Genomic DNA, 18,007 nt, shown 5'->3' on the forward strand with positions numbered 1-18,007 from the left:
CTGGTGAAGGCAATGGCTCGCATCTTTGGGTAGATCATCGAGTCGCAGTTACCTCTTTGCGAACGCTGCTTTTTTTGCTATGATGGCAGACCTGTGGCAAAATAAGCCATAGCTCAAATCCCCTGGAGAGATGGCCGAGTGGTTGAAGGCGCAGCACTGGAAATGCTGTTTAGGGGTAACTCTAACGAGGGTTCGAATCCCTCTCTCTCCGTTCTTCGCCAGGCACTTACTTAAGCATCAGCTAACCTGACTTTCTGTGACGAAAAAGCACAAATCTGGATTATTGGCACCAGAGACCAAGCGCTGCACCAAATCAACAGATTAGCAAGCTACAATCCGCTAAACACCAGTTCACCCGCGCCGGCAATCACTTCACCGATGACATAGGCCGGCAGTTCTTGAGCGGTGAACCACTGAATGGTGGATTCAACCTGATTCGACGGCACCAACAGCACATAGCCAATGCCCATGTTGAAGGTATTAAACATTTCTAACGGCGCAACTGCACCGCGAGACGCCAGCCACTCAAAGACCGGCGGTATTTCCCAACGACCCACCTCAATCCGAATCGACTGATCTGCTGTCAAACAGCGCGGCAGATTCTCTGGTAGGCCACCACCCGTGATATGGGCCATCCCGTGAATTTTCAATCCCGCCCGAAGTGCTGACAGGACCGGCTTGACATAAATCTGCGTCGGCATCAGCAGTTCCTCAGCCAGAGTTCTGCCACCCAATTCATTGGGCCGATCCATCAACTGATGCCCAGTGAGTTCAATAATTTTGCGCACCAGGCTGTAGCCATTGCTGTGCAGCCCCGCACTCGCCAACCCGACCGCTACATCCCCTATCTGTACCGCTGAACCGTCCAAAATTTGGCTTTTTTCCACAATCCCGACACAAAAGCCCGCCAGGTCATATTCACCAGGTTGATAAAATCCAGGCATTTCTGCCGTTTCGCCCCCGACTAAGGCACAGCCTGCTAGACGACAGCCGCTCGAAATTCCGGCCACGACCTGCGTCAATTGCTCTGGCGCTAGTTTGCCGGTAGCTAAATAATCTAAGAAAAACAGCGGCTCCGCTCCACAGGTCAGCACATCGTTGACGCACATCGCCACCAGATCAATTCCGACCGTATCGTGCCGATTGGCCTGTTGCGCCAGCTTCAGTTTAGTACCAACGCCATCTGTACCCGAAACAAGGACAGGCTCTCGGTAACCCGTAGGCAGCTCGACAAAGCCACTGAACCCGCCCAGCTTGCCCAGTACCTCTGGACGGTAAGTGCTTTCTACCAAACTGCGAATTTGCTGAACGAAAGCCCGCCCCGCTTCTACATCTACCCCCGCTTGCCGATAGTCCATGACACGTCCTTTTTGCCGGTTTTGCCGAATCTGTAACCTGTTCTGTACCTGTTCTGTACCTGTTTGTCAGCTGTCTGTAAACTGCCAACGAGCCTTCAATTAAGCCTGATGCTGATTGAGCATCGCGGCTAAACAGGACGTATTGTACTGGGTATTGGACCACGGCAGCGGGCGGAGTAGGGCGATTAATTTTCTAGTCTTAACTATTCAGGCCCGCCCAGTCCTACTGTTGCTGCTCACTGCCGTTCAGCTCTTGCTGAATCCGTTCCCGCAGGCTAGCGTCCTGTTGGGCCAGGGTCAGAATTTGGGCAAACCGTTCGCGCGGGAGCTGCTCAGCCTGGAACACCTGGTCAAACCGTTGTCGTGTGCTTTGGCGCAATTCCTCGAGCTGGGTAGAAACGCGCTCAAACTGCTGCTGCTCCTCCTCGGATACTTCTGGAGTGGGCTGAGTCTGCGGGTTGCGCTGACTTTGCAAAATTTGACTGAACCGTTCGCCACTCAACTGTTCGGCCTCAAAAATTTCGCTCGCTTGTCGCTCCGCATCTTCCTGGATAGTGCGCAATTGCTTGATGGTGCTAGCAAACTTTTCCACCTCAGATTCACTCACTTCTCGATTGGCTGGGGCTGCCGGGGCTGAATCGGGTGCTGGCTCTGCCGGAGCTGAATCCGAGGGAGCCGGACTAGCGGGGGCTGAAGATTGGGCCTGCGCTGGGGAAGCCACCATCCACAAACCTGCACAAAGTGAACTGCCGACGAGAATTTGCTTAAACATGGAAGGTTTCTCCATCGTGACAACTGCCTCGCCAAATTTCTCAATCAAAAATTTCTTAATCAAGAATTTTTTCAGCGAAGCGTCTGGTTCAAAACCATTGATATAGTCTACTGAATTAGCCCCCTAATGAAACAAATCGAAAGGAAGGAATTCTCAATTGCCCAAAGAAAGATAATCTCTTAGTAAGCTTTATTCAGCCAAATGGGCATCCTCAGCCATATCTCGAATTCATTGGTATTGGTGAAAAATCAAGCAAGCATGAGACTATTTCTGCCTAAGCGCCTGCTTCCATTTCAGAACCTCGCCAACCGCCTCACTGCTACGACCTGCCTGTTTGGCTTGGGTGTAGCAGTCCCCGCAGTTGCGCTCCTAGTAACAATGGCTCCAGCGACTCTAGCGCAGCGGTGCACCATCAATTGCAGTTCACGACAAATTCAGTTCACCCCCGGCGAGCGCATCCGGATTTTGATTGTGAATCGCACCTCTAGTCTGGTGCAGGTCGAGCAAGTCTATGGCACCAATCCCATCGCCCTATTACCCAGCCAAGAAGTCGAAGTCGATCCCAACTTTGGCACCCGCCCCAACGCTTCCCTAATCATCTGGGACGAAACTCATCTGCCGCTCCGCGCTGTCCTATTTCGCCCCGAAATCAACACCCTGCGCGTCGAAATTCTTCCCGGCGGTCGTCCGCCCGGCGATCGGTCCGTCTACATCGAAAACGACGGTAAAGTCCGCATCTTCTAATCCCCTTCCCCATCTCCCCCCACTCCCCACCCCCTACTCCCCACTCCCCACTCCCCACCCTCCCGTGCCCGCCCTTCCCCGCTTCCCTGACCAACGCTGGCAGATTGCTCGTCCCCAACCGGAGCAAACCCATCAGCTATCGCAACTCTTCCAGCTTCATCCCCTGCTAGCACAGATCCTGCTAAACCGGGGCATCGATACACCAGAAGCGACCAAGATATTTTTGGATCCAGAATTGCAGTTGTTGCCTTCCCCACTGGATGAGTTCGAGGATTTGCCGATTGCTCTGGAACTGCTGCTGCGAGCGATTGCCGAACGTCAGTTCATTGCGATTTGCGGCGACTATGATGCAGACGGCATGACCAGTACAGCCCTGCTGCTGCGGGCACTGCGGTTTCTCGGTGCGATTGTGGACTATGCAATTCCTAGCCGGATGCAGGAAGGCTACGGGATTAATCGCCGCATTGTTGAAGAATTTCACGATGAAGGAGTCGGACTGATCCTGACGGTGGATAACGGCATTGCCGCCTATGACCCAATTGCCCGCGCCAGAGAGTTAGGCATGGCAATTATTGTCACCGACCACCACGATATCCCTCCCACGCTGCCGCCTGCCAACGCCATCTTGAACCCCAAACTGATTCGAGAAACCTCACCCTATCGGGGCATCGCTGGAGTTGGGGTGGCCTACATTCTGGCGGTCTGCTTGGCCCAGAGTCTGCAAAAAACGCAGGATTTGACAACGCCGTTGATCGAGCTATTCACCTTGGGCACGATTGCTGATTTGGCTCCGTTGACGGGAGTAAACCGCCGTTGGGTGAAACGAGGGCTAAAACTCTTGCCCAAATCGCGAATTGCCGGCGTGCAGGCTCTGATTCAGGTGGCTGGGTTGAGCAACGAAACCATCCTGAAGCCGGAAGCGATTGGATTTCGTCTCGGTCCCCGCATTAACGCGATTGGCCGCATCTCGGACCCGCAGATCGTGATTGAGCTACTCACCACCGACGAGGATGGCCGCGCTTTGGAACTGGCGATGAAATGCGAGCAGGTGAACCAGTTACGGCAGCGGCTGTGTGAGCTGATCGAGCAAGAGGCGATTGCCTGGTGTGAAGAAACTGGCTTTAATCCGCAGCAATCCCGCGTTCTGGTGATTGTGCAACCCGATTGGCATCACGGCGTGATTGGCATTGTCGCCTCCCGGTTAGTCGAGCGCTATGGTGTGCCTGTGTTTATTGGCACTTACGAAGAGGAGGCAGAAATCAGCGGGGAAGTGGGGGAAGTAGAAGCAGAGAAAAGCCCAGAACCCCTAGCAGCGAATCAGAGAGTTCAGGGACCATCCGCCCGCAAGATTCGCGGTTCGGCACGAGGTATTCCAGAGTTTGATGTGTTTGAGGCGCTTTGTTTCTGCGGTGATGTCTTACAAAAATTTGGCGGTCACAAAGCGGCGGGTGGCTTTACCTTGGCGGCAGAAAATCTGGATGCCTTCCGCACCCGACTGGAACAATTTGCCCACCAATCCCTGCGCCCCGATCAGCTCAAACCCTTGGTAAATGTCGATGTTGAGGCGAATTTCCGCGACTTGACGCTAGACCTCTATCACCAGCTCGATGTGCTGCATCCCTGCGGCATTGAAAACGCCGATCCGGTCTTCTGGACCGCGAATGTGCATATTGTTGAGCAGCGCACCGTTGGCCGCGATCAGGCACACCTGAAGCTGACCCTAGCCCAGATCGAAGACCCCAGCATCAGTTTGCGGGCCGTGGCGTGGCGCTGGGGCAGTTACTATCCATTACCGGATCGGGTGGATGTGGCCTATCGCCTACGGCTGAATGAATGGAATGGTGTGCGGTCTGTAGAACTAGAGCTAATCGGCATCCGTCCGACGGCAAATTCTGGAACCGCTGAACAACCGATAGCAAGACAGCAGTTCCAACCCAACGAACGTCCTACTGCGTCCCCAGTTGCCCAATTGCAAATCCCCCAGTCCCCATCTTCCCCTAGCCAACTTCAGGCCCAAATTTTTCAGTCGGTTTCTCGGCCATCCCTTTCGCGTTCTCAACCCCAAACCTTCCAGACACCCATTTCCCATGCCCCGATCCAGCCTTGGCCTGGTTTGTCTGCTGGATTGCCTATGTCTTCTCCGTCTGTATCTTCTCCGTCTGTGGCTTCGGTATCAAGCTCTGTATCATCTACACCACAAGGGTTGCGTCACTCTCTCAATTCTGCCAGCGGACTCGCAGAAACGATTGCAGATGAACTCGCCTGTTTTGAAGTAGCGTCTTTTTTTCGTGCGGGCCAATCCTCGCTGCATCAGATCGAGTTCTACTACGATAAATGCAAATATACCGGCGGCGTTTATCAAAATGGTACGGCTAGGGAACTGCGAATCCAGAATTTAGAAGGCCAACTGCTGATCATTCAGCCTGAACAGCGACGTGGATTTTGGGGATATGAAGGTAAGATTGCCGAAGCGATTGATGTTTCCCAACCCTATTATTTCAATTTGGTGCGTTCGGCCCTCATGGCGCTAGAACTGGCCGAAAAGAACCAGTTGATTCAGGAACAGGCTGAGCAATTGGCGACCAAAGAACAGCAGATTGCTCAACTCATGCAGCGGCTGAATCAATTGCAACAGGAATTGAATACTGCTCAAAGTATAATTCAGGATACAGAACAAGGCGAGAATTGCCATACGAATAAAGATGAAAATCAGAACGAATGTATAAAGAAACCAGTCGAAACAAAGTCTATAGAACAAGCAACTCAACTAGAAACAGCAGTAGAACAATGTGCAGAAACCGAAGCTGAAGTCACTGTTGATGCGCTAGAAGCTGGTATAGAAACCAACTCAACCGATCCGCTACAGGCTATTTTTGCTGACCTGTCAGCCACTTCGCTAGCTCCCCTACCAGCGCCGCCCACCGAGCTACCCGCCGACCCAAAACAAAGAGCCAAACTGAAGCTAGGCGAGGTCTGGAACCGACTGGATTCCCGCAGCCAAAAAGATCTGACCGCTGCCTACAAAAAGCTGGCCGCGTTGCAAACCGAATCTATCGCAGAAGATATTGCTGATGGCGAGAACCCTATCGATTACTCGGATGTCGGTTTGCGGCTCTGTTCTGTGATTGAACGCGAAGTGGTGCAGCCCTGCTTCAAAACGCTGCATCAATTTCTGTTGGAGCATGATGAACCTTGCGAAATCGGTGGCGTCACGTTGCGTGCCCGCAAAAAATACACCGTCGGCATGTTGCCCCCGCTGTTGGCGGCTGAATGGCAAACTTTTCAGGAAGATGCCCTGACTGGTCGCACTCGTCTAACCGCAGACAATCTCTATACCTCGGTTACTGCCAATTCTGTCGAACCCGCTGACCGTGACACAATTCAGATTTTTCTATCTCAATGGGAGCATCCCCTAGCAATTTGGCTCCAGTCCTCCAATGCTGCCTCTGCCATAGCCCAAATCGACCGCCTGCTCACCATTGCTGCCGATGCCGAAAATCTGCTTTACGAATGGCAGTTAGAACTATTGGAAACTCTGATTCTGGGCAATGCAACTCAACTCGGCATTTTGGATCAAATCTATAGTTCGTGACTAAGCGGAATGCTGATTAGGTTGGATCCCTCTCTGGTAATAGTTAAAAGCTCTTTGAGCAATTCTAAAAATTTGGTCTGCAGTCAGCACCAAGTTGGGGAATGTAGGTGAGACAATCTGGGTACTGCCTTGAAAAAGTCCTACCTCTACATAATGATTGTGCTTGAGTTGTAAAACCATAACAGTCTGCTCTTCTGGATTGATGATCCAATATTCTGGAATGTCGCGCATGGCATACTGATCGCGTTTGCGGTGATAGTCGCGTTCATGGTTTGCCTGACCGGGACTAACAACTTCGGCAACTAACTGGGGGGTGGCATGTCGAGAGTGATGGTCAGTCGGCGTTGAGTTAGGGGAAGATGCTCTTCTCTCAGAATGACTAGATCGGGAAAGCGGTTAGCCGGATCTCTGAGTTGCAGAACAGGCACCTGAATCTCGCATTTACCAGGGTGTACTAGCCTAGCAGGAAAGTTCTGAGCCACTAAAAGAAAGTACAAATAGTTAGCAATAGACAACTTCCATTCCGACTCTGGTGGCAATTCGATTAACTCTCCATCAATCAATTCATAGCGCCCCTCCAGCCCTTCATAGACCAGATAATCCTCAAAGCTTGCAAATCTCGGTCTTGACTGAACCATCTCTCTACCTCCTCGCAGGCAAAAGAACTCTGTTGCTGACGTGACTGGCATGTCCCTCCAAACTAACACGAGTACAATTCGTTACCTTAATAAGTACCTTCGCCAATTTCTCAAGCAGGAGATCTAAAAACCACCGGGCAGTTCGGTTCCTCAAGGCGTGTTGACCAGATACTTGTAGAGGTCATCAATCACAGCATCAGCAGCGAGGGGAGTTCGCCCTCTCCAAATTGTTGGATCGACATAATAGACTCGATTCTGTTGAACTGCTTTTAGGTTCTGCCAAAGTGGCTTCTGCTGAAGTATGTTTAGGTCACGCTTACCTGTATCCTCTCCATCATAAGCAACGACAAACATCACGTCCCCATCAGCCATGTCTAAGTTTTCTTCAGAAAAGCTGATCACTCCGGCTGAATTGTATCGTTGCGAAGGCGGGCGCTGAAGTCCTGCATCGCTTAGAATAGAACCAATGAATGAATTTTCTGTTTCGCTACTCATTCCTCCACAGCAGAAGTTGACAAAAGAAATTGTTTTATTCTGATAGCGATCGCCCAAGTTCCGCTTGAGTTGATCAATGCGTTGGTTATAGTGTTGCCAAACCTGTTGTCCAATTTCCTGCCTGTTCAACACCTCAGCCATAAAGTTGAAATACTGTTTCCAGTTATTCTGCTCAGTGATGCCATTCAACCAATCGTATAAGACGGTAGAAGCAATATTTGTTAATTGAGAGTAGATTGTTTCATGATTATGCTTCCAACCCATGATGAGGTCGGGTTGAAGTAGCATGATGCGTTCTAGGCTTGGTTGTGCAGTTCCTAAGGATGGAATGTCAACAGTCTTGTCCCTTAGATAAGCAGGGAATTGATGATTGTATTCAAGAACAGTTCCGATGGGTTGAATACCGAGCGCAATCGCATTTCCCAGTGTCGCTACATTTAACGCTACAAGCCGCTGGGGATGATGGGGAACGCAGGTTTCTCCCATTGCATGATGTATAACCCGACATTCTTCTAATAGTGGCTTTGAGCCTGTAATGACTTGATCAAGATTTCTGCCACAAGCCCAAATGGCTAAGCAAACTAATACACCTAAAAACAGTAAATAAACAAATCGGCGTAAAGACATTTTACTCCTGCTCAAGCAAGATAATTGAGAAGAGGATAGAGCGCTTTTTATCCCCGCTACATCTACCTTAAACTTGCCTCAACTCATTAAAACTGCCAAGAGATAGTTCCCTGTACGGTAAAGGGTTCGCCCAGAATTACACGATTCCTGTTTCCAGCCGATTCAAAATAGGCTACGTCAAAAATATTGCGAAAGTTTAGTGCAGCACGAAATCTATCTCGTTCATAAAAAATAGCAGCATCTGTTCGTAAATAACTAGGAATTTCAAATGAATTGTCTAAATCTCCTGGGCGATCGCCAACAAAAAAAAGTCCTAAACCAACGCCTAAGCCTCGAAAATCACCCTCTTGCAGTTGATAACTTGTCCATAGATTGAATGCATGTTGAGGCACATTACTGATGCGATTACCAACATCAAAGGTATTGTCTTCGGTGATACGAGCATCGGTATAAGCATAGCCGCCTATAACATTCCATCCAGGCAGAATTTCGCCAGCAAGATTGAATTCAATTCCTTGACTGCGTTGTTCACCTGTTTGAATAGAAAAATCTGGATTTTCTAAATCCGACGTTTCAACATTGCTGCGAGTCAAATCATAAAGCGCTAAGGTTGCCGCAAGCTGATTGTTCAAGTCTGCTTTTACGCCGATTTCATACTGAGTTCCTCGTTCTGGTCGAAATAAACTACCGTCAGCCGTTCGACCAACAACCGGCAGAAAAGAACGACTGTAGCTCGCATAGAGTGAAATTGCTGGAATCGGTTGATAGACAATCCCAACACGTGGGCTAAAGGCTTCATCCTGTTGAAAGGAGCTAGTCGATTCAAGAAAATCTTCTGACTCCTGAGCGACAATATCAAAACGCCCTCCTAACAGAAGCTTCAGGTTCTCAAGCAGAGTAATTTGATCTTGAATATAAATTCCTAGAAAATCCGTTGTGGTTAAATTGTCATAACGGGCAATCACTTCTCCCAGCGGCTGGCCGTAATCTGGATCAAATAAGTCGAGTGGTGCTGCGTTGCGGTTGAACCCTGACAATCCTGATTCTCGTCTGAATAAATTTACACCTGCGACAATCTCATGTTCAATTGGACCTGTATCAAATTGTCCTACGACATAAGTGTCTAGATTGTAAACTGTTTCTTCAAAGTGTGGAGCTTGAAAGCGGCGGTTGAGCGTCCGACCGTCAGGGTCTAAATCCAGACTAAATACAGCTTCTCTAGAAATATCCAAGTCTACAAATCGAAAGGCATTGCGAATTTTCCAATTATCGCTAAAGCGATGCTGCAAATCATAACTCAACGTCAACGCTCCATACTGTCCATTATCCGTGGGTTCACTCACATAGCGATCGCGTGGAATATTGCCATTTGGATTGGGCAGTATAGTTCCCACGGCGGGCAGCCCTAAATCAAAGGGTTGAGTGGCTTGAGCATAGTTAGCCTCGAACGTAATTCTGGTCTGATCGCTGATTTGCCAGGTTAATGTCGGAGCGAGCGAGTATCGTTGAGCATCGTAGAAGTCAAAAAAGCTTTCGGTGGTTTGAGCAGCTCCAGTAAAGCGATACAACACAGTCTGGCTATCATTCAATGGACCCGAAAAATCGACGGCACCCCGATAGAAGTTAAAGCTTCCTGCCGAAAGATCTAGAGAATAGAAAGGTTCACTCAGGGGCTGCTTGGTTACTAAGTTGACGATGCCTCCAGTAGCCCCTTGACCGTAAAGCACTGAGGCTGGACCTCTCAGTACTTCAACGCTTTCAATAGTTGAAGCCTCAAAAATAGGAGCAAAACCTGTGAGTGAGTTCAATCCATCGACTACGTAATTGGCATCAAAGCCGCGAATTAATGCATCTTCAACGAAGGTAAACCGGGGTGTCGTTCCTCCTCTTGCCACCCCTGGCGCATTCCTGAGTGCCTCACTTAAACGAGTGACTTGCTGCTCTTGAAGAACCTGTTGTGGCACGACTTGAATAGAAGCAGGAACATCGCGTAGGGGCGTATCGGTTCGGGTGCCGACACTGGCATTGGGCACGCGAAATCCGGTATCCTGCTCTCCGGTCACCACCACCTGAATTGCTTCTTCTTCTTCAGCCGTTGCTGTTCCTGTAGTGACTGCGAAGGCTAATCCCTCAGCTTCGCTGCTAATTTCTGCCACAGGTGGGGCATCGGTTCCGGTAATCGCAACCCGGACTCGGTTATCTGGCAGATTGGTGACGCTAATCAATGCAATTCCTGCAATTGGGTCCGCTTGAGAAAACGCTTCTGCGATGGTTGCGTTCGGGATATCGGCAATCAGTGCATTCCCCACTACGCGAGTTTCTGGCACCTCCAGCCTCCCATCTGCCGTTTCGAGCAGCACCTGCAATCCAGCTTCTGTCGCTTCAATTCGCACATCAGTTATTTGCCCCAATGAAGCTGAAATTTGGGCAATCCAGTCTTCAACCGTTGTGGCAGGTTGATCAAGATCTGAGAGGAGTGTAGCGTCTTCCCCATGCTCTTGCCCCCAAACCGGTCCAACCCAAGCATTAGCAATACAGGTCGATAAACTTACCAGTAGCCAAAACCGCACCTGAAACGGGAATTTCTGCCCAAACCATACCGCCAACCGTCGATTGCTCATGTCCACTCCCCATCGATTCACCAACAAATCCATCTCTTTTGAGAAAGATTCCTTACAAGCTGAACGTCAGTGTAGGAGAGTGTTTGTGGCTATATCTACCCTAAAAAACGCATCGATCACCGCGAAACAGTCATTCGGCCCAAAATGCACTCGCTGGGTGTAATCCCAAACTTGCGCTTAAAGGCTGCCGCGAAATGGGCTGGGTTAGAATACCCCACCAAAGTAGCAATCTCGACAACGGTACAATTGCCTTGCCGCAGTACCTGTTCTGCTAAGTTCATTCGCTGGTCGGTTAAATATCCCACGACGGTTTGACCAAACAACTGCCGAAACTGGCGCTGAAGGGTGCTGGCGCTGACTCCAACCTGTTGGGCTAGCTCGATCACTGAGGGAGGATGCTCCAAGTTGGCTAACAAAATATCTCTAGCATGGTAAATACGGTCGATTGTCGATAGTTTGAACGGTCTGTTTGACGGTTTCTGTTGATCTGCTTCAATTAAACTGAGATAGATGGCCAGCAGTTCAAACACTTTGCCTTGAAGATACAGTCGTTTTGCTGTGCCGTGATAGGGAGGATGCCAGAGTTGTTGAGCAATGGCTTGTATCTTCGCCGTTACGGTTGGATAGAATGCAACTTTCCAGTCCTCTCCCTTAACTAGCTGCTCTAGGGTGTCAGCACCATATTGCCCACCTGTAAAAAATGTATCTAGCAGTTCTGGTTCAATCTCGATATTGACGATCAGCGCGTGTTCTTCGCCTTGATACTTTTCAATATAAGCAGGCGAGATGCCACTACCAGAGAAATAGCTGCGCATTCCACCGAGGTTAGGGTGAACGCCATCAAAGTAAATAAACCCAGATAAAAAGATTGAAATTTGAATTGGATGGTTGTGAGCAGGTACTTTGATGATTAAATCCCGATTAAATTGACGCTGCCAAAAATTTAGCCACACTCCAGGTAACAATTCCATGCCTCGACAATAGCCTTGTCCTACCTCTGGCGGCACACCCATCAGTTCTTCAAAATCATCAAGGATCAGATGATCGGGGCAGGTTACAGGCGTCTGGCAGCACGATTCATCCCACTCGGATTGGGTAACGATGAGCGTCATAGCAGGCTATAAAAGGCTAATCAGAAATATACAGCGTTTTTCACTCATGTGAGGTACAGGGGGTGTGGGGGCTTCGCCCCACGCAGGGGCACTGCCCCTGCACCCCGTTTTTCGTACTTCACTAGCCTGAAAAAGGCTGTAGATCAGTTGCAACTGATTCTCAAGAATTCTACTACCATTCGGCGAAACGCCTCTACGCGAACTCTGGCTGATCAACCGGATTTGATATCACTTCTCCCTATCGACATAGTCGCCGCTCACCCAGTTGGTAGAGACTAGACGGCAGCAAAATTCGCTATGGTTCTGAACAATCAACGCAAAACCAGATGTAGGACTACAGGCAACAGTCCGTTGGAGCAAGTTATGTTTGGAGTAAATCAACTAAAAACGACCGCACTCTTAGGGTTACTGAGTGGCTTGATTGTATTAGTCAGCTATTACCTGATTGGCAACGAGCAGGGATTAATTCTGGGATTGGTTTTTTCGGCCTTTACGTCGATTGGCTCCTGGTATTTTTCGGACCAAGCCGCCCTGATGGCCTATCGCGCCCAGCCCTTGAGCCGCGAACAAGCGCCAGACCTGTATGACATGGTGGCTCGCCTCAGCCAACGGGCCGAGATTCCGATGCCCAAGGTGTTCATTGTGCCGACTAAATCACCCAACGCCTTTGCAACAGGCCGCGATCCAGACCATGCTGCTGTAGCAGTGACCGAAGGAATTATGGAGCTGCTCTCCTCCGAAGAACTGGAAGGGGTGCTGGCACATGAACTGACCCATGTGAAAAACCGCGACACCTTGACGCAGGCTGTGGCAGGTACACTAGCAGGTGCAATTACCTTTCTGGGTCGGATTCTCAGCTTTGGTGCATTGTACGGACCCGTTACCTACGATAATCGCCGTAATCCCAATCCGTTCGGGCTGTTGTTCCTGATCATTCTGGCACCGCTGTCGGCAGGTTTGATTCAGCTTGCAATTTCCCGTACCCGCGAATATGCTGCCGATCAGGGTTCAGCTGAGATTACCGGCAATCCGTTGGCTCTCGTGAATGCCTTGCGTAAGCTAGAGCAAGTCGGACGGCAGATTCCAATGAATGGCAATCCGGCCTTTTCACCGCTGCTGATCATCAACCCCATGTCGCTGGAAGGACTGCAAACCCTGTTTCTGACTCACCCTCGCACTGAAGATCGGATTCAGCGGCTAATGGAACTGGCTCAACAGCAGCAGACCACCACGACTGCCGTTGCTTAATCTAATGCTTAACTTCAATGCAGTTTGAATACCCTTCGGTCTGCCATCCTGTTGCCATATTATTAGAGGAGTATTTCTAAACCGACGACAGATGGCAGATCAACCTTCTGTTTTCCTCAAGCAGGAGTGGCAAGATATCGCAGTTGAGTATGGCTGGCTTGAAGAAGTGGGTGATTTCGAGTTTGCCATGCCGAAGCAGGCAATTAGTGTGGCTTTTCTTCCTCACGATCGCGTTACTTGGTCAGTGGACGGAACTATGCAGACTACAGCACTTCCAGCCGGGAGTGCATTTTTGTATGGCGATCGGGAATTTGTTTGGCATTAACGGGAGAAGGCTAGCGAGTACATTACGATTTACCTGCAACCTAAATAACGTGAGTTCGGGTTAAATAGGCTCAGGCAAAAAGGTATCAGGGATGAGGGATGGTTTCTTGGGCTGATGGCAGTAGGCAATTAATCCACAGACCAGATTGACCAAGCAGTTGACGGGTGAACGATGACGAGAATGCTCAATCTGAGAAATGTTCTTCAACTGGTCAATCACCGATTCAATAATGGCTCGTCGCCGTAGGAGCAGCTTATCTGCCAATGGCATCAAGCGGTTCTTCATATTCCGTTTGAGCTTGGTAATCAGTTGAATTCCCCAATCGTGCCACAGTTGCAGGGCGAGTTTCTGGGAGACATAGCCCCGGTCGCCAAACACTTTGCCGAAAAGCTGTTGCAGCAATTGGGGAACTGGCTGACGGTCATCGACATTGCCAGGGGTGAGGATCGCGTTGAGCAACTCTCCTTGCTCGTTCATCACCAGATGCAGCTTAAAGCCGAAGAACCAGTCCACCGACGTTTTGCCTCTAGCAGCTAGAGGCTTGAATACCTTGTGAGAGGCGATGCGGCGGTTATGGCAAACCTTGATACTGGTCGAATCCATAAAGCTGATGCCCGTACAGCGTCCGAAGCAGTGGCGCAAGTAGGCGCACAGGGGAATGAGGGTCGATGGCATCCACTCCACGAAGCGTTGGTAACTGACTAATCGAGGAAAGGCTTTGCGCCAGTAACGACAGACGAACTGGGTATAAAACCACTTGAAGTTGCGATAGGCCGACTGATGGAAGGCAATCAAGATTGTCATCATCTCGCTTAAGCTGCGGCTGCGGGAGCGGGAACGACGCTGTAGTCCTTCGCCCAATAAGTGCTGCTGCCAGCGCGGTTCAAACCATCGGCAAAAATCATCGACATGGCAAAAAAGGGCTTCTAAACTAAGCATAGGGTGGTCAGATGCGTTGAGAATTAGGTACTTTCAACTGTATCTGTTCCACCCTTCCTTATCCCGAACTCACGTTAAATATTTGCAGCAAATTGCGATCGAGCATGACCTAGGGACAGAAACCAAGCTGGCTCATCGAGTGATTTTTCCAGATCCAACTATTACCCAGATTGCTCACTTGCTCAAAGGGGAACTGCTGAATCAGGGGCTGGCCGGAACATTGTTTGCCGAGTCATTGAAAAATCTGCTGGCGGTTCATCTGTTGCGCCATTACTGCGAATCGCAACCCCGGTCAAAGAAACTGCTACTTCCCGGTAATTCGCTCGATGCTGTGAAGCTGAAACAGATTCAAGATTATATCGAAGACCATTTAGCAGACGAGATTGGTCTGGAAACGATGGCTACCCTTGTGCCGATGAGTCAGTTTCATTTTGCCCGTGCCTTCAAAGCCGCTGTTGGAGAAACACCGCATCGCTATCTGACGCAACGCCGGATTGAACGAGCCAAAGTATTGCTGACCGTGACCAAACTGGCGATTGCCGAAGTAGCCTACCGGGTCGGTTTCTCGAATCAAAGTCACTTTACCGCTCATTTCCGCAAAGCGACGGGAGTTACGCCGAGGGAGTATCGCTTGCAGTGTAGTTGAGTGAGGGGGTGAGGGGTAGGGGGTGAGGGGTGAGGGGTAGAGGGCTTCGACGCGAGCGCTCAGCCGAGCGGTGAGGAGTGAGGGGTGTAGTGCGGATGGGAATATCGGCTGCAAACTGTGGCAACTGGCTAGGACATTGTGATTATGTCTGCCTGAAGCTGGGAGAGAAACGATAGCGGATTGCTTTTGTCTGCCGCGAAGCCTAGGATGCCTTGATCGCGGTGTTCGTAAAGTAAATTCCCTTCTGCATCAAACAGAAAGGTGGCTCCTCGCTGAGTCAAGTAAGCCGGATCAGGCACATAGGTTTTCCAATGGCTCAGCACTTCTGCCATATTCCGCAGCCGTAGGGTAGCTAACTCAAATGGGCGCTGAAACCCACTGCCGCCAGCCCAGCGGAAAAACGAACCCTTCAAGGGAGGCAGCGGCGGTGCTTGGACGATTTCCTCATCGGCAATTAACTGAGGTGCTTGACGATCGCCCCGATAGCCGCGAATCACTTCTTGCAGAGTGCCAGGGCTACCAATGCCAGCGCACATCAGCATCAAATTCAGCCAAGCATTTTGACCCTTCGAGAGAATCGGAAGTTGAAAGGACAAGCCTGGGTATAGGTTGAGCTGTTGATGCAGCGCTGCGGTTGGATCAACGAACAGCCAATCTGCCGGAAACCCGGTGTAGGTGCAAAATTGTTCTCCTGAAGCACGGTCGCCAATCCCAATCGCCCGAACCGCTATTCCAGCCCTATACAGCCGCTCAGCTTCTCGTTGCAGCCACCAGGCATATTCCAAACTATCGAAGTCGCCCAATTGGGACCATAGCAGCATTAGTTGGCGAGGAGCCGTTTCACAGCCGCTCAGAATTGGGACAGTGGCTCCATCACTGATGCGTTGGCGTTGAGTTTGACTAAGCAGAGTGTATATCGTCATTGCATTCCAGAAGGTCTTGTCATTCCACCGCTATATTCTCCCACTCATACCACCCCGATCAAGCCACTCGAAGCCACGATAGCGCGATCCCACAACCTCCTTTAGCGCCTCAAGCAGATATTACTGCTGTTTTTAGAACGGCATACAATACCGTATGGTATGCTAGGTTTATTCCAGTACAATCAAGGAGAAAATAAATGAATAGGTTTCTTCTAGCCGCTGCTGTTATGTCCCTCATCACTTTTTTGGCTCACCTGTTTTTGGGAGGACATGACATTGTCAATCCACTGCTCAAAGTTTCAGAGCTTCAGGATATACCGAAACTCACAGCCTATTATGGCTGGCATATTGTGACGCTTCTACTGTTCGCAATGACCTGTGCGTATGCCTATGTTGCTTTCGTGCAACCTGATGTTCCACTGACAGTGATGCTTACCAGCATGGCTGCTGCCTGTGCGCTCCTCAGCATTGGATTGATTGTGACGCGCCAATTGCAACCGCTTGATTATCCCCAGTGGGCCTTATTCCTGCCAATTGCTTTGTTTGGAGTGCTAGGGTTGACCTCCGCATGAAAACAGGAGAACGATTCACTCGCGATGCTTGGTTCGAGATCGGCTTGCAGCTTCTAGCCACCGAGGGGGAGAAGGCGCTAACTATTGATCGCCTTTGTCAAACTGCCGAGCGCACCAAAGGCTCTTTCTATCACCACTTCAAAAGCCATGATGAGTTTGTAACGGCTCTGCTTGCGTACTGGCAATTCGAGTACACCAACCGCATCATCGCAAGAGTTGAGCAACTTGAAGATCTCAGCGATCGCCGGCGGGAGTTAGATCGCCTCGCGGCAAGTGTAGACAGTCGGCTCGAACGGGCAATTCGCAGATGGTCAGGTGTGGATGAACGAGTGCAGTTCATGCTGAAGCAGGTGGATGAGCAAAGAATCCAGTACCTAGCGAAATTAATTTGTGAGCTTGGACAACCTACAGAGGAAATGGCTTATGAACTAGCCGTGATTGAATATGCGGCTTTTGTAGGGCTTCAGCAGCTATTTCCAGAGGCTGAATCGCAGTGGATAGAACGACTTATTCATCGGGTTACTCAACTGATTTCCTCAGAGAAATAGACTGTTAACCCGGCGCAGTGAACGCAATACCGGTTCTTTATTTACGGCAAAGCCTATAACCATGGAAATCAGCAGCTATTCCAGTGGCTCCACCTGCTTCGCAACATTGCGGTGTTCTAGCCAATAGGTCAAGCCAAACCAGCCGATCAGCAATGCCAGCACCACAAAGGCCGACTGAGCCACCCAGGTCACGAGTTGTTCTAATGGCACGAGCTGACCGGCAAAATAAGCGGCACTCACTGTCGCTGAGGCCCAAAGGCCAGCCCCTAAGAGGTTACAGAGCAAAAAGTTGAAGTAGGGCATGCGGACTGTACCGGCCAGAGGGCCAGCAAAGATACGCAGCAAGGCCACAAACCGCCCTAGAATCACCGCTTTGGGCGCATTCTCGGCAAACCGATCGCGCACATCGATCAATTGCTCTTCTTTGAAGCGAAACAACCGACCAATCCGCGTCAGCAGCGGCCAACCGCCGTAGTAGCCAATCCAGTAGCCAAAGTTGTCACCAATCACGGCTCCGGCCATGGCGCTAGCCAGCACCCATTTGTAATCTAGCTCGCCACTACCAGCCAAAAAACCGGCGGTCAGGGTAATGGTTTCACCTGGAATGGGGATGCCTGTATTCTCCAGCAAGATCCCGCCAAACACTGCCCAATAGCCGTATTGATGTGCAATCTCCTGGATTAGTTCAAGGGATATCAGCTCAAGAGACATGCAATACAGCCTTTACAAATTGTGACAATCACTCATAATCTTGACGCAACTGGAGCAGGTGTGTCAATGCGCCAAAAGAGTTCTCTAGGGTAGGCTGCACCGTTCTCCTAACCTTCCTGATTCTTTTAATTTTTCC

16 protein-coding genes, 1 tRNA gene and 1 pseudogene are annotated in these 18,007 nt (G+C 50.2%); 8 read left to right on the forward strand and 10 right to left on the reverse strand.

Translation table 11 applies throughout. The features are described from left to right. The first annotated feature begins 124 nt into the window (after positions 1 to 124). A tRNA-Ser gene (locus HJG54_RS23500) sits at positions 125 to 211 on the forward strand. Between the two features lie 118 nt (positions 212 to 329). Here the strand turns inward: HJG54_RS23500 and purM are convergent. Together purM and HJG54_RS23510 are read right to left on the reverse strand one after the other, a co-directional pair. Further along, positions 330 to 1,358, reverse strand: a complete 1,029-nt coding sequence (gene purM / locus HJG54_RS23505; RefSeq protein ID WP_316431673.1) for a phosphoribosylformylglycinamidine cyclo-ligase — start codon at positions 1,356 to 1,358, stop codon at positions 330 to 332. A gap of 223 nt (positions 1,359 to 1,581) precedes the next feature. Next, the gene (locus HJG54_RS23510; protein WP_316431674.1) at positions 1,582 to 2,130 is read right to left on the reverse strand and encodes a DUF4168 domain-containing protein; all 549 of its coding nucleotides are present in this window, start codon (positions 2,128 to 2,130) and stop codon (positions 1,582 to 1,584) included. 258 nt (positions 2,131 to 2,388) lie between these two features. Here HJG54_RS23510 and HJG54_RS23515 point away from each other — a divergent pair, with 258 nt between their 5' ends. Both HJG54_RS23515 and HJG54_RS23520 read left to right on the forward strand, forming a co-directional pair. After that, on the forward strand, positions 2,389 to 2,874 hold the full coding sequence (locus HJG54_RS23515) for a hypothetical protein (protein WP_316431675.1): 486 nt from the start codon (positions 2,389 to 2,391) through the stop codon (positions 2,872 to 2,874). 64 nt (positions 2,875 to 2,938) lie between these two features. Beyond that, positions 2,939 to 6,466 carry a DHH family phosphoesterase gene (locus HJG54_RS23520; protein WP_316431676.1) on the forward strand — a complete coding sequence of 1,176 codons (3,528 nt, stop codon included), beginning with the start codon at positions 2,939 to 2,941 and terminating at the stop codon, positions 6,464 to 6,466. Here HJG54_RS23520 and HJG54_RS23525 read toward each other — a convergent pair. From HJG54_RS23525 to HJG54_RS23545, 5 genes and pseudogenes are all read right to left on the reverse strand, one after another. Beyond that, positions 6,467 to 6,736 (reverse strand): annotated as a pseudogene (locus HJG54_RS23525) (Uma2 family endonuclease); the annotation flags it as partial. It lies immediately after the preceding gene. A gap of 32 nt (positions 6,737 to 6,768) precedes the next feature. Beyond that, positions 6,769 to 7,104: a Uma2 family endonuclease gene (locus HJG54_RS23530; protein ID WP_316431677.1), complete on the reverse strand. Its 336-nt coding sequence runs from the start codon at positions 7,102 to 7,104 to the stop codon at positions 6,769 to 6,771. 150 nt (positions 7,105 to 7,254) lie between these two features. Beyond that, positions 7,255 to 8,226, reverse strand: a complete 972-nt coding sequence (locus HJG54_RS23535) for an ABC transporter substrate-binding protein (protein ID WP_316431678.1) — start codon at positions 8,224 to 8,226, stop codon at positions 7,255 to 7,257. A gap of 86 nt (positions 8,227 to 8,312) precedes the next feature. Continuing rightward, a complete protein-coding gene (locus tag HJG54_RS23540) occupies positions 8,313 to 10,847 on the reverse strand; it encodes a TonB-dependent siderophore receptor (protein ID WP_316431679.1) in 2,535 nt (844 codons plus the stop codon). Positions 10,848 to 10,963: 116 nt separating this feature from the next. Then, entirely contained in the window at positions 10,964 to 11,959 is a 996-nt protein-coding gene (locus HJG54_RS23545) for a helix-turn-helix transcriptional regulator (RefSeq protein ID WP_316431680.1), read from the reverse strand. A 363-nt stretch (positions 11,960 to 12,322) separates the two neighbouring features. Between HJG54_RS23545 and HJG54_RS23550 the strand changes: the two genes are divergently transcribed. Both HJG54_RS23550 and HJG54_RS23555 read left to right on the forward strand, forming a co-directional pair. Further along, the gene (locus HJG54_RS23550) at positions 12,323 to 13,207 is read left to right on the forward strand and encodes a zinc metalloprotease HtpX (protein WP_316431681.1); all 885 of its coding nucleotides are present in this window, start codon (positions 12,323 to 12,325) and stop codon (positions 13,205 to 13,207) included. A 91-nt stretch (positions 13,208 to 13,298) separates the two neighbouring features. After that, entirely contained in the window at positions 13,299 to 13,532 is a 234-nt protein-coding gene (locus HJG54_RS23555) for a hypothetical protein (protein WP_316431682.1), read from the forward strand. Between the two features lie 60 nt (positions 13,533 to 13,592). Here the strand turns inward: HJG54_RS23555 and HJG54_RS23560 are convergent, their stop codons facing one another. Continuing rightward, complete coding sequence (locus HJG54_RS23560) at positions 13,593 to 14,471, reverse strand: IS982 family transposase (RefSeq protein ID WP_316429998.1); 879 nt, start codon at positions 14,469 to 14,471, stop codon at positions 13,593 to 13,595. 82 nt (positions 14,472 to 14,553) lie between these two features. Between HJG54_RS23560 and HJG54_RS23565 the strand changes: the two genes are divergently transcribed. Beyond that, on the forward strand, positions 14,554 to 15,117 hold the full coding sequence (locus HJG54_RS23565; protein WP_316431683.1) for an AraC family transcriptional regulator: 564 nt from the start codon (positions 14,554 to 14,556) through the stop codon (positions 15,115 to 15,117). Positions 15,118 to 15,245: 128 nt separating this feature from the next. On the opposite strand, the gene HJG54_RS23570 is transcribed toward HJG54_RS23565, so the two are convergent. Then, the gene (locus HJG54_RS23570) at positions 15,246 to 16,040 is read right to left on the reverse strand and encodes a peroxiredoxin-like family protein (protein ID WP_316431684.1); all 795 of its coding nucleotides are present in this window, start codon (positions 16,038 to 16,040) and stop codon (positions 15,246 to 15,248) included. A 197-nt stretch (positions 16,041 to 16,237) separates the two neighbouring features. On the opposite strand from HJG54_RS23570, the gene HJG54_RS23575 reads away from it, so the two are divergent. Then, a complete protein-coding gene (locus HJG54_RS23575) occupies positions 16,238 to 16,612 on the forward strand; it encodes a hypothetical protein (RefSeq protein WP_316431685.1) in 375 nt (124 codons plus the stop codon). After that, positions 16,609 to 17,160, forward strand: a complete 552-nt coding sequence (locus tag HJG54_RS23580) for a TetR/AcrR family transcriptional regulator (RefSeq protein WP_316431686.1) — start codon at positions 16,609 to 16,611, stop codon at positions 17,158 to 17,160. The genes HJG54_RS23575 and HJG54_RS23580 overlap by 4 nt, the downstream gene beginning before the upstream one ends. Before the next feature lie 75 nt (positions 17,161 to 17,235). Here HJG54_RS23580 and HJG54_RS23585 read toward each other — a convergent pair whose 3' ends face one another. Beyond that, positions 17,236 to 17,871, reverse strand: a complete 636-nt coding sequence (locus HJG54_RS23585; protein ID WP_316431687.1) for a DedA family protein — start codon at positions 17,869 to 17,871, stop codon at positions 17,236 to 17,238. Positions 17,872 to 18,007: the final 136 nt, after the last annotated feature.

It is taken from the genome of Leptolyngbya sp. NK1-12 (genome assembly GCF_032598965.1).
Taxonomy (GTDB): Bacteria; Cyanobacteriota; Cyanobacteriia; order Elainellales; family Elainellaceae; genus Elainella.